The 11,817-nt window shown below is 60.2% G+C and carries 8 protein-coding genes and 2 rRNA genes; 3 read left to right on the top strand and 7 right to left on the bottom strand.

From position 1 onward, the window contains the following. The first annotated feature begins 10 nt into the window (after positions 1-10). Positions 11-1,183 (top strand): acyltransferase family protein, encoded by a 1,173-nt coding sequence (locus JaAD80_RS06660; RefSeq protein WP_102293451.1) that lies wholly within the window; start codon positions 11-13, stop codon positions 1,181-1,183. Here the strand turns inward: JaAD80_RS06660 and JaAD80_RS06665 are convergent. From JaAD80_RS06665 to JaAD80_RS06680, 4 genes are all read right to left on the bottom strand, one after another. Beyond that, on the bottom strand, positions 1,180-2,862 hold the full coding sequence (locus JaAD80_RS06665; RefSeq protein ID WP_102293452.1) for a long-chain-fatty-acid--CoA ligase: 1,683 nt from the start codon (positions 2,860-2,862) through the stop codon (positions 1,180-1,182). The two genes, JaAD80_RS06660 and JaAD80_RS06665, sit on opposite strands and share 4 nt — an antisense overlap. A gap of 62 nt (positions 2,863-2,924) precedes the next feature. Beyond that, positions 2,925-4,607, bottom strand: coding sequence for a long-chain fatty acid--CoA ligase (locus JaAD80_RS06670; RefSeq protein ID WP_102293453.1), 1,683 nt, complete (start codon positions 4,605-4,607; stop codon positions 2,925-2,927). Between the two features lie 276 nt (positions 4,608-4,883). Continuing rightward, positions 4,884-5,939, bottom strand: a complete 1,056-nt coding sequence (locus JaAD80_RS06675) for an aminopeptidase (RefSeq protein WP_102293454.1) — start codon at positions 5,937-5,939, stop codon at positions 4,884-4,886. Between the two features lie 2 nt (positions 5,940-5,941). Next, positions 5,942-8,017: a molybdopterin-dependent oxidoreductase gene (locus JaAD80_RS06680; protein ID WP_102293461.1), complete on the bottom strand. Its 2,076-nt coding sequence runs from the start codon at positions 8,015-8,017 to the stop codon at positions 5,942-5,944. A 207-nt stretch (positions 8,018-8,224) separates the two neighbouring features. Here JaAD80_RS06680 and JaAD80_RS06685 point away from each other — a divergent pair, with 207 nt between their 5' ends. Beyond that, positions 8,225-9,418 carry a M20 aminoacylase family protein gene (locus JaAD80_RS06685; RefSeq protein ID WP_102293455.1) on the top strand — a complete coding sequence of 398 codons (1,194 nt, stop codon included), beginning with the start codon at positions 8,225-8,227 and terminating at the stop codon, positions 9,416-9,418. Position 9,419: 1 nt separating this feature from the next. Here JaAD80_RS06685 and JaAD80_RS06690 read toward each other — a convergent pair whose 3' ends face one another. Beyond that, positions 9,420-10,322, bottom strand: a complete 903-nt coding sequence (locus JaAD80_RS06690) for an NAD(P)-dependent oxidoreductase (RefSeq protein WP_374755232.1) — start codon at positions 10,320-10,322, stop codon at positions 9,420-9,422. 101 nt (positions 10,323-10,423) lie between these two features. Here JaAD80_RS06690 and JaAD80_RS06695 point away from each other — a divergent pair, with 101 nt between their 5' ends. Then, positions 10,424-10,984 carry an acyloxyacyl hydrolase gene (locus JaAD80_RS06695; protein WP_102293457.1) on the top strand — a complete coding sequence of 187 codons (561 nt, stop codon included), beginning with the start codon at positions 10,424-10,426 and terminating at the stop codon, positions 10,982-10,984. 280 nt (positions 10,985-11,264) lie between these two features. Here JaAD80_RS06695 and rrf read toward each other — a convergent pair. After that, positions 11,265-11,377 (bottom strand): 5S ribosomal RNA (rrf, locus tag JaAD80_RS06700). Between the two features lie 139 nt (positions 11,378-11,516). Then, positions 11,517-11,817: ribosomal RNA gene (locus tag JaAD80_RS06705) — 23S ribosomal RNA — on the bottom strand; the annotation flags it as partial.

Here is an 11,817-nt window from a genome sequence, read left to right on the forward strand (position 1 = left end):
TCCACCGACCATGAGCATTGATTCCCGCCGTCACGATATCGACGCCTTGCGCTTTCTCGTCTTCAGCTTGCTGATTGTCTATCACACTGCCCTGCTGTACATGGATGGCTGGAACTTTCACATGCACAGCAGCTACGCCACCGATGCCCTGAACATGCCGCTGGTCTTTCTCAACCGCTGGCGCATGGAAATCGTCTTCCTCGTTTCCGGCGTCTCGTGCGCCATGATGACGCAGCACCAGCGCGGCGCTTTCCTGTGGCGCAGGGTCAGGCGCTTGCTGCTGCCGCTGCTGTTCGGCATGGCCGTCATCATCCCCATCCAGCCGTATTGCGAAGGCGTCAGCAAGGGCCTGGTCGCGCCTGGCTATGGACAGTTCCTGCTGCATTACTTTGGCGGCTATGCGTGGCCAGCGGGCGCCTTCGATGGCTGGCAATATGGTTTTACCTGGAACCATCTGTGGTACCTCGTGTACTTGCTGCTGTACACCATCGTGCTGGTGGCATTGCAGCCGCTGCTGGCGGCGCTGCGTCCGCTGTTCCTGCGCTTGCGCGGCTGGAAGTTACTCGTCCTGCCGGCCCTGCCCGCCTTGGCGGCCATGGTCTTCCTGAAAATGCGCTATCCGGAAACCCATGCTGTGGTGCATGACTGGTATGCGCACGCCATGTATTTCACGCTGTTCGTGTATGGCTGGTGGCTGGGCAATGACAAGGGACTATGGGCGGAACTGGCGCGCCTGCGCTGGCATACGCTGTGGCTGGGCCTGGCCGCGTTTGCCGTGTACATGGTTTTTGATCAGATTTATTCGGAGAACTTGCTGACGTGGGCCTCGATCGGTTCCTGGCCCATGCGCAAGCTGTATATGTGGCTGGCCATCTGCACCATCCTGGGCTGGTCGCATACGCTGCTGAACCGCCCCTTTAACTGGCTGCCATGGGCGCGACAAGCCGTCTTTCCCTGGTACATATTGCACCAGAGCGCGATCATCGTGCTGGCCTACTGGCTCGTGCCCCTGAAGCTGGGGCCCGTGGTGGAACCGCTGCTGATACTCGCTGGCACGGTGGCCATCTGCTGGATGGGGACGTCGCTACTGATCAGCAAGGTGCAGTGGCTGCGTCCCTGCTTCGGCTTGCCCGCCCAGCCAGGACGGAACCTGGCGGCGGGCACAAGCCTGGCTGCGAACTAGGCAACCTTCTTTTCGTCGCGCAATTGACGGCGCAAGATCTTGCCGACGTTGGTCTTCGGCAATTCATCGCGGAACTCGATGTATTTCGGCTTCTTGTACGCCGTCAATTCATGCTTGCAGTGCTCGCGGATCTGTTCCACCGTCAGGTTCGGATCCTTGCGCACGACAAACACTTTCACGGCTTCGCCCGAGTTGGCATCCGGCACGCCGATGCACGCGCACTCTAGTACGCCCGGGCAGGAAGCGACCACGTCTTCCACTTCGTTTGGATACACATTGAAGCCGGAAACGATGATCATGTCTTTCTTGCGATCCACGATCTTCACATAGCCGCGCTCGTCCATGACGCCCACGTCGCCCGTCTTGAAGAAGCCGTCCGCCGTCATCGACTTGGCCGTTTCATCCGGACGCTGCCAGTATCCCGCCATCACCTGCGGGCCGCGCACGGCGATTTCACCCGGTTCGCCCAGCGGCACTTCCACGCCGTCGTCGTTGAGGATCGTCACTTCCGTCGACGGGAACGGCAAGCCGATGGTGCCCGTAAATTCCGTGATATCGACGCGGTTGCCCGTCACCACGGGCGACGTTTCCGACATGCCATAGCCTTCGATCAGCGGGCAGCCCGTCAGTTTCAGCCAGCGTTCCGCCACGTTGCGCTGCAAGGCCATGCCGCCGCCATTGCACACTTTGTAGCTGGAGAAATCGAGCTTGGCGAAGTCCGCATTGTTCAGCAGGGCGTTATACAGGGTATTGACGGCCGGGAAGACGACGATCTTGTGCTTGGCCAGCTCCTTGACGAAGCCGGGAATGTCGCGCGGGTTCGGGATCAGCACGTTCAAGCCACCTACGCGCATGCCCATCAGGGCGCTGACCGTCAGCGAATAGATGTGGTACAGGGGCAAGGCGCACATGAAACCCATCGAGGTGGCACGCATTTCCTTGGTCATCACGGGCGAAATCCACGCCTCGTTTTGCAGCACGTTGGCAATCACGTTACGGTGCAGCAGCATGGCGCCTTTCGACACGCCCGTCGTGCCGCCCGTGTATTGCAGGAAGACGATATCGTCATGGCCCTGCTGCACGGGCGTCAGGGTCAAGCGCGCGCCTTCGGCCAGCATGTTGTTGAAGCTGATGGCGTTCGGCAAGGAAAACGCCGGCACCATTTTCTTGATCTTGCGCACGACAAAATTGACGATCGTTCCCTTCAAGCCGCCCAGCATGTCGCCCATGGTGGCGACGATCACGTGCTTGACCTGCGTGTGCGGCAACACTTGCTCGACCGTCGTGGCAAAGTTTTCCAGCACGATGATCGCTTCGCTGCCCGAGTCGATCAATTGGTGCTGCAATTCGCGCGGCGTGTACAGCGGATTGACGTTGACCACGGTGTAGCCGGCACGCAAGATTGCCGCCATCGCCACCGGATACTGCAGCACGTTCGGCAGCATGATCGCCACGCGCGCGCCCGTCTTCAGGCCCTTGCTTTGCAGCCAGGCGCCCATCTGCAGCGACAGCTTGTCGAGTTCGCGGTAGGTGAGGAATTTATCCATGCACACGAAGGCGTTGCGGTCCGCGTATTTCTGGAACGACTCTTCCAGCAAATGGGTCACGGAGCGGTATTGCGTGCAGTCAATCTCAGCGGGAACGCTGTCCGGGTACGACTTCAACCAAATCTTGTCCATCTATGCCTCATCTTTATCTGTATGAAAGGGTGTGCCGCCTGAATGCGCACACCCTGCACTGTTTATGCTGCTATCTTCGTTTCGTCACGCAGGGCGCGACGCAAAATCTTGCCGACGTTGGTCTTCGGCAGTTCATCGCGGAACTCGATGTATTTCGGCCGCTTGTAGCCGGTAAACTGTTCCTTGCAATACGCGGCCAGCACGGCCTGGGTCAGGTTCGGGTCCTTGCGCACCACAAACACTTTCACGGCCTCGCCCGAATGCTCATCGGGCACGCCCACGCAGGCGCACTCGAGCACGCCCGGGTGGGCTGCGATAACGGCCTCGACTTCGTTCGGATACACATTGAAGCCGGAGACAAGAATCATGTCTTTCTTGCGGTCGACAATCTTCACGTAGCCGCGCTCGTCCATGATGCCCACGTCGCCGGACTTGAAGTAGCCGTCGGGTGTCATGACTTTCGCCGTTTCATCGGGACGGTTCCAGTAGCCGCTCATCACCTGCGGACCGCGGATGGCGATCTCGCCCGTCTGGCCCAGCGGCACTTCCTTGCCGTCGTCATCGAGGATGGCGATGTCGGTCGACGGAATCGGCAAGCCGATGGTGCCGGAAAACGCCGTGCTGTCGGCGCGGTTGCAGGTGGCGACGGGCGACGTTTCCGACAGGCCATAGCCTTCGATGATGGACACGCCCGTCACCTGCAGCCACTTGTCGTTGACGGCTTGCTGCACCGCCATGCCGCCGCCATTGGCGATCTTCAAGCCCGAGAAATCGAGCTTGGCAAAGTCAGGATGATTGACCAGCGCGTTATACAGGGTATTGACCGCCGGCAACAGATTAAATTTGTATTTGCCCAGTTCCTTGATCAGGCCCGGGATATCGCGCGGATTCGGAACCAGGATATTCAGTGCGCCCACGCGCGTGCCCCACATCGCGCACGCCGTCAGGGCGAAGATATGGTACAGCGGCAAGGCGCAGACAATGATCAGCTGCTCCTGGCTGTTCTGGTCGAGTGCCGCGCCCGACCACGCTTCGCTTTGCAGCACGTTGGCGATCACATTGCGGTGGCTCAGGGTCGCGCCTTTCGACACGCCCGTGGTGCCGCCCGTGTATTGCAGGAAAGCGGGATCGGTGATGCTCAGCTCGACTGGCGTGAGCTTCATGCGGCCCCCCAGCGACAGCGCCTGCTTGAAGCGCATGGCATTCGGCAGGGAATACGCGGGCACCATCTTCTTGATGTTGCGCACGACAAAATTGACGATCGCGCCCTTCAAGCCGCCCAGCATTTCGCCCATGCTGGCAACGATGATGTGCTTGACGGCCGTCCTGCTCAGCACTTGCTCCAGGGTATGGGCAAAATTTTCCAGCACGATGATGGCTTCGCTGCCCGAATCGTTGAGCTGATGCTCGAGTTCGCGCGGCGTGTACAGCGGATTGACGTTGACCACCGTATAGCCGGCGCGCAGCACGGCGGCGATGGCCACCGGATACTGCAGCACATTGGGCATCATCAGGGCGACGCGCGCGCCTTTCTTCAGGCCACGGCTTTGCAGCCAGGCGCCCAGCTGGCGCGAATAGGCATCGAGTTCGGCATAGGTGAGAAATTTGTCCATGCAGACATACGCGTTGCGGTCCGCATATTTTTGAAACGCTTCTTCCAGTACGTGCACCAGCGAACGATATTGATCAGGATTGATGTCGGCGGGGACGCCGGGAGGATACGACTTCAGCCAAATTTTTTCCATCCTGTGCCTCTTGTCTCGAATAATCGTGGGGGAGCCGACGCACCTTGCCGGCGCGGATCATTGCTGCGGATTCTGTCGTCCTGCAGTCAGTTTGAGCATTCTGACGAGCAATTGCTCTATGCTACTAACGCGATGCTATCGGTCGCCGCGCTTCCATGCAAGCGCTTTCAACAGTATTCGAGCGGCAATTTTAATGGTGTTTTATGCTGCAATGCAGCATGATAAATACGCTGTTGCAGGATCGCTCGCCTCGGTGCACGGAACAATCTTTACGGGTCACGGGCTGGACAATTGTTCCAGCGCACGCCTGCGCTCAGGCTTCTTGATCTGGGCCATTGTGTGCACTGCAGCATAAAAAGCACGAAAGTTCTTTTTTTCTTCCAGCAATTTTTTGAAGGCAGGCAAAAATTCATTGTAGGTGGACACGGCCGCCAGGTGCGCGTTACTCAATGGCTGCTCGAACCAGCGGTCATAACCGGCAAATCCCCCCCAGTTTTGCTTCAGGACCTGATACGCCTGTTTCAGCTCCGCAAACAGCTGCGCCTTGCGCGCGCGCTTCTCCGCATCGCTGGCGTCGCTGGCATACACGGCTTCCAGCTCGCCCCGGTAATGCAGCAGCAGGGCCAGAAAATCCTGGCGCCGCGCCGTGTATTGCGCATACGCCGCGCGCAGCGCATCATTGCCTTCGCGCGCCAGCCAGCGCTGCACGCCGGCCTCTTCCACGGCGCTGGCAAACGATTCATTGAAGGCCGAATCCCCGGGCACGTAGACGACCTGGTGCGCCAGTTCATGAAACACCAGGCGCGCCAGTTCCGCATCGTTGTAGTGGATAAAGGTGGACAGCAAAGGGTCGTCGAACCAGCCCAGGGTGGAATACGCGGGCACGCCGCCCACCTGCACGTCGTAGTGCTGGGCCCGCAGTTCGGCGGCATACGCCAGCGCCTCGTCCTTGCTGTAATAGCCGCGATAGCTGACGCAGCCGGCGATGGGGAAACACCATTGCAGCGGCTGCAGCGACAGTTCCGGCGTGGCCACCACGTTCCACAGCACGAAGGGCCGCTGCAGGGCGGCGTAATGCTTGTAGCTGCCATTGTCTGGCAAGTCCAGCTCGCTGACGGCAAAGCGGCGGATCTCCTGCGCCTTGGCCAGGCGCGCCTTCAGGCGTGGCTCCGTGGCAGGGTCGCTGAGCCAGTCATCGATGGGACGCGCGCCCGACCACAGCGCATATTGCCCTTGCGCCGCCTGCGTGTAGTAGCGCAGCTGCGTGCAACCGCCCAGCAGCAGGCACACGGTGCCGACAAGCAAGTGGGCTGGCCAGCGCGCCCGTGCCATGCTCAGGCCGCCTTTTCCACTTCGACCAGCGTGTCGTAGAAGGTCGGCGCGCGGCCCATGTCCGTCAGGCGCTGGCTCGTCACTTCATTCGCATTCTTGCCGTCGCTGGCGAGCTTTTTCCACCACACGGACAGGCCCACCACCAGGCCTTTTCTCGCCTTGTCGGTGACCCTGGCCTTGGCCATAAAACTGCCGCGGTCGTTGAAGATGCGCACCATGTCGCCCGCCACGATGCCGCGCGTGGCGCAATCGTCGGGATGGATATCGAGGTGCGGCTCGCCTTCGGCGGCGCGCAGGCTTTTCACGTTGACGAAGGTGGAATTCAAAAAATTGCGCGCCGGCGGCGAAATCATGGCCAGGGGGAAGCGGGCCGCCAGCGCGGGATTGCTGGCCTGGGATTCATATGGCGCGATATACGTGGGCAAGGGATCGAGTCCCGCCTGGGCCATGGCGCTTGAATACAACTCGCACTTGCCCGATGGCGTCGGAAAACCGCCCGTGGCAAACGGCGCCTCCGGCATGGCCAGCTTTTGCCAGCCGCTCTGCTTCAACGACTCCCAGTCGAAATGCACGGCGCGCGCATCCGTGTTGTCGAATGCCTTGGCCGCCAGCGCATCGTCGCTTTCCTGGAAGCACGGGTCATCAAAGCCCATGTGCCGCGCCAGCAGGCGGAAGATTTCCGTATTCGCCTTCGCTTCGCCCAGCGGCGCCACGGCCGCGTTGTTCGCCATCATGTACAAGTGGCCATAGGTGGAATGCGCATCGACGTGTTCCAGCTGCGTGGTGGCGGGCAGCACGATGTCGGCGTAATCGACGGTGTCTGTCTGGAAGTGCTCGAGCACGACCGTAAATAAATCTTCGCGGGCAAAACCCTGCGCCACTTTCGAGGAATCGGGCGCCACCGCCAGCGGGTTCGAGTTGTAGACGATCACGGCGTCGACTTGCGGGCCGAACTCGGCGGAACTTTCTTTCAATAAATCGTCGCCAATGGTGCTCATGTTGATGGTGCGCGGCGTACCCTTCAGCAAATCGGGGCGCTGCAGGGCCTTGCGGTTGACGGGGAAGGAACCCGAACTCGACAGCTGCATGCCTCCGGCCGCATGGCGCCAGGCGCCCGTTAATGCGGGCAGGCAAGCGATATTGCGCACCGCCATGCCGCCGCCATGCACGCGCTGCACGCCGTAATTGGCGCGGATGGCCGCGCCCTCGCCATTGCGACAGGTCTGGCCGTACAGGCGCGCCAGGTTCACCACTTCCGCGGCCGTGATGCCGCACACCTCGGCCACGCGCTCGGGCGTCCATTCCAGTGCCCGCTGCTTCAGTTCAGCATAACCGATGGTGTACTGCGCAATATAGTCATGGTCGACCAGCTCTTCCGTGATCAGCACATGCATCAAGCCCAGCGCCAGGGCCGCATCGGTGCCTGGCAGCAAGGCGATGTGCTGGTGGCATTTCTCTGCCGTCAGCGAACGGTAGGGGTCGATGGCGATCAGGGTAGCGCCCTGGCGCTTGGCCTCTTGCGCGCGCATCCAGAAGTGCAGGTTCGAGGCGATCGGGTTGCCGCCCCAGATGATGATCAATTTGGCGTTCTGGAACTGTTCCAGGTCCGTGCCGATGCTGGCGCCCACCGTGTAGCGGTAGCCGGTGGCCCCGGCCGAGGCGCAGATGGTGCGGTCCAGCAGGGAAGCGCCGAGCTGGTTGAAAAAGCGCGAGGACATCGATTCGCCCTGCACCAGGCCCATGGTACCGCAGTAACTGTACGGCAAGATCGCCTGTGGATCGCGCGCGGCGATCGGTTTCAGACGCGCGGCGATGGTCGCCAGCGCCTCTTCCCAGCTGATGCGCTCGAACTTGCCTTCGCCTTTCTTGCCCACGCGGCGCAGCGGGTATAACAAGCGGTCCGCATGGTAGGTGCGCTCCGTGAAGCGCGACACCTTGGTGCACAGCACGCCCGCCGTGGTCGGATGGTCGGGATCGCCCTTGACGCTGGTTGCCACCCCATCGGTCACCGTGACCAGCAAGGCACATGTATCGGGGCAGTCGAGCGGGCAGGCGGCGCGCACTTGGGTGGTGGTCATGGGGCAATCCAAAAAGCGTTGGCGGAAGGCGATACTGTAAACCATTCCGCGTGCTTGCTGTTGGCGCCAAAGCAAGCTCCGCCGTGCGCTGGATTTACCCGGCAAACAAGGGCTACAATGCACCATTAGCCGCGTCTGTTTTTGATCAAACAGCTGCGGTCCGGCGCGCCCTACATGGCTGCGTGCCAGCATCCACAGGAGAGTCCGATGAAACTAGTTGATCCCATCTTGGCGTTTCAATCCGAGCTGCAAGGTATCCGCCGCGACCTGCACGCGCATCCCGAGCTGTGCTACGAAGAACAGCGCACCTCGGACGTCGTTGCCGCCAAACTGACGGAATGGGGCATTCCCGTGGTACGCGGCCTGGGCCGCACCGGCGTGGTCGGCATCATCCAGAACGGCACCTCGCAGCGCGCCATCGGCCTGCGCGCCGACATGGATGCCTTGCCGATGCAGGAAATGAATACCTTCGAGCACGCCTCGCGCCATCCCGGCAAGATGCACGCCTGCGGCCATGACGGCCATACGGCCATGCTGCTGGGCGCCGCCCATTACCTGGCGCAGCACCGCCATTTCGACGGCACCGTGTACCTGGTGTTCCAGCCGGCCGAAGAAGGCGGCGCGGGCGCACGTGAAATGATCGAGGATGGCTTGTTTACCCGCTTTCCCATGGATGCCATTTACGGCATGCACAACTGGCCAGGCGCCGAAACGGGTACCCTGAGCGTGGTGGAAGGTCCGATGATGGCCTCCAGCAATGAATTCCACGTCACCGTCAAAGGCAAGGGCGCGCATGCTGCCCAGCCCCACAAGGGTATCGATCCTGTGATGGTGGCCGTGCAGATCGCGCAAAGCTGGCAAACCGTCATCACCCGTAACAAGAGCCCGCTCGATACGGCCGTGCTGTCGATCACGCAAATCCACGCCGGCAGCGCCACCAATGTAATTCCCGACGATGCCAGCCTGGTCGGCACCGTGCGCACGTTTACGACGCCCGTGCTGGACTTGATCGAGGAGCGCATGCGCGACATCGCCGTGCACACGGCCGCCGCCTTTGGCGCGGAAGTCGATTTCCACTTCAAGCGCAACTATCCGCCGCTGGTCAACCACGCGAAAGAAACGGCGTTTGCCGTCGACGTCATGAAAAGCGTGGTGGGCGCGGACAAGGTCAACGCCAATGTCGAGCCCACCATGGGGGCGGAGGATTTCGCTTTCTTCCTGCAAGAAAAAGCCGGCTGCTACATTTTCATCGGCAACGGTGATGGCGAGCACCGCGATGGCGGCCACGGCCTGGGGCCGTGCGTCTTGCACAACGGCAGCTACGATTTCAACGATAACTTGCTGCCGATCGGTGCCAGCTTCTGGGTCAAGCTGGTCGAAGCGAGCCTGCCCGTCGCGTAATTCAGCTCAGTTGATCGGGACCGCTGCCCAGGCGCTGGTCCGGATTCAGCGCTTCCAGGGCCAGCAGGGCGGCCGCGTGATCGGCCGTCGGGTGCGTGGCGGCCAGGGTTTCATAGCGCTGCGTCACCAATTGCGTCACCGGCAAGGTGACGTGGGCCGCTTCGGCCGCCGCCAGGATGTTGTGCATATCCTTGATCTGGCTTTTCACCTGGCCACCGGCCACAAAGTTCCGCTCCAGCATGCGCTGGCCATGCACCTCTAAAATCTTGCTCTCGGCAAAACCGCCACGGATGGCGGCGCGCACGGCGGCCGCATCTGCTCCCGCAGCCTGGGCCAGCAGCAAGGCTTCGGCGACGATATTCAAGGTCGCGCCGACGATCAACTGGTTGCACAGCTTGGCCACCTGGCCACTACCGGGCGGCCCCACCAGAGTCGGGCTGCCCATGGCCGCCAGAATCGCTTCGACACGGGCGTAATCGCCGGCACTGGCGCCGGCCATGATGGCCAGGGTACCCGCCTGCGCCCCGCCAACCCCGCCGGACACGGGCGCATCGACGAAAGCATGGCCGGCAGCCTGCAAGATGGCATGAAATTGCTGGGCTTCCGATTGCCTGGTGGAGCTCATGTCGATCCAGACAGCTCCTGGGCGCAAGGCCGGCAACGCGTCCTGCAGCACCTGCGCCACGATGGGGCCGGCTTCCAGCATCGAGATGACCACGTCGGCACCATTGACGGCCTGCGCGATGGAAATGGCTGGCTGCGCCCCTGCCGCACGCAGTAATTGGGCCTTGCTGTGCGTGCGATTCCAAATTGTGACAGAATATCCAGCGCGCAGCAGGCACCGGACCATCGGCCCTCCCATTAGGCCTATACCGAGAAATGCGATTTTTGTAGAAAATGTCAATTGAACCTCTGAGATCAAACAGGTGGCGGGAGCGATGTGCAAGACTAGGTGTCTGCGCAAACAAGACAAGCCTGACGGCCAATTTTACGATGAAAGCCTCTATGTCCTTCAAGAAGAATATCCTTAAATCCATCGCTGCCCTTACCGCGCTGATGGCAGCCAATGCCGGCTTTGCCGCCGACGACAAACTGATCGACTCCGTCTACGGCGAGTATGCCAAGGGCGTCAAAGTACAGATGGTGCGTGCCGGCGTAACCTCGAACTGGGATAAAGCCTGGTTCGTATCGAATGGCACGCAACTGAGCGGTTACTGGGATGCCAGCATCGGCGGCTGGGATGCCAAGAGCTATCAGAATGTCCCTGGCCAGCATCAAAAGCTGTGGGACCTGGGCTTTACCCCCGTGTTCCGTTTTGAAAATACGAACAAGCTGGGTTTTTATGCTGAAGCCGGCATCGGCGTGCACATGCTGTCGAAACTGTACAACAACGACGATGACCGCCTGTCGACCCACTTCCAGTTCGGCGACCACATCGGCGTTGGCTATATCTTCAATAACAAATGGGAAGTCGCTGCGAAAATCCAGCATTTCTCGAACGGCGGCTACAAGAAACCAAATAGCGGCGTCAATTACATGAACATCAAAGTCGCTTACCATTTTTAATCAATGGTGATAAGTGACAAAAGCAGCGCGTAGCGCTGCTTTTTTTTCGTCTTTTTTATGCTTTGGCTACCCTGGCCGGCTGGCGTGGTTGTCGGATTACGCGCGGCCTTGCCGCGCTAATCCGACCTACCCGACCCGGCCGGCGGTAAATCGACGTAGGTCGGCTTAGCGCGCAGCGCGTAAGCCGACAAGCACCCGCAGCGTATCACGCAAAAAAAACCACCAGACGAAAAAAAACCCCACCATTGCTGGCGGGGTTTTCTCTTACTGCGAATAACAAGCCTGACGATAACCTACTTTCACACTGGTTGCAGCACTATCATCGGCGCAAAGTTGTTTCACGGTCCTGTTCGGGATGGGAAGGGGTGGGACCAACTTGCTATGGTCATCAGGCATAACTTGTACTGACACTTGTCTCCTGTAGGACGACAAGGCCATGAATCTGGAAGAAGCAAAGATTAGGGTAATGACTGGTTGTATCAACACACACGCAACGTTGTACCGTCTTATCCTCTGTACCTGCTAATGTTATAGGGACAAGCCGTACGGGCAATTAGTACTGGTTAGCTTAATGCATTACTGCACTTCCACACCCAGCCTATCAACGTCCTGGTCTCGAACGACCCTTCAAAGAGCTCAAGGCTCTGGGAAATCTCATCTCAAGGCAAGTTTCCCGCTTAGATGCTTTCAGCGGTTATCTCTTCCGAACTTAGCTACCCGGCAATGCCACTGGCGTGACAACCGGTACACCAGAGGTTCGTCCACTCCGGTCCTCTCGTACTAGGAGCAGCCCCCTTCAAATTTCCAACGCCCACGGCAGATAGGGACCAAAC

The organism is Janthinobacterium sp. AD80 (assembly GCF_002878455.1).
Classification (GTDB): Bacteria; Pseudomonadota; Gammaproteobacteria; order Burkholderiales; family Burkholderiaceae_D; genus Janthinobacterium.

What these genes read in the sequence shown, in the direction of transcription:
- JaAD80_RS06675 (WP_102293454.1), bottom strand. Translation starts at nt 5,939, where the DNA reads ATGGCACGGGCGCGCTGGCCAGCCCACTTGCTTGTCGGCACCGTGTGC.
- JaAD80_RS06695 (WP_102293457.1), top strand. Translation starts at nt 10,424, where the DNA reads ATGTCCTTCAAGAAGAATATCCTTAAATCCATCGCTGCCCTTACCGCG.
- JaAD80_RS06680 (WP_102293461.1), bottom strand. Translation starts at nt 8,017, where the DNA reads ATGACCACCACCCAAGTGCGCGCCGCCTGCCCGCTCGACTGCCCCGAT.
- JaAD80_RS06665 (WP_102293452.1), bottom strand. Translation starts at nt 2,862, where the DNA reads ATGGACAAGATTTGGTTGAAGTCGTACCCGGACAGCGTTCCCGCTGAG.
- JaAD80_RS06660 (WP_102293451.1), top strand. Translation starts at nt 11, where the DNA reads ATGAGCATTGATTCCCGCCGTCACGATATCGACGCCTTGCGCTTTCTC.
- JaAD80_RS06670 (WP_102293453.1), bottom strand. Translation starts at nt 4,607, where the DNA reads ATGGAAAAAATTTGGCTGAAGTCGTATCCTCCCGGCGTCCCCGCCGAC.
- JaAD80_RS06685 (WP_102293455.1), top strand. Translation starts at nt 8,225, where the DNA reads ATGAAACTAGTTGATCCCATCTTGGCGTTTCAATCCGAGCTGCAAGGT.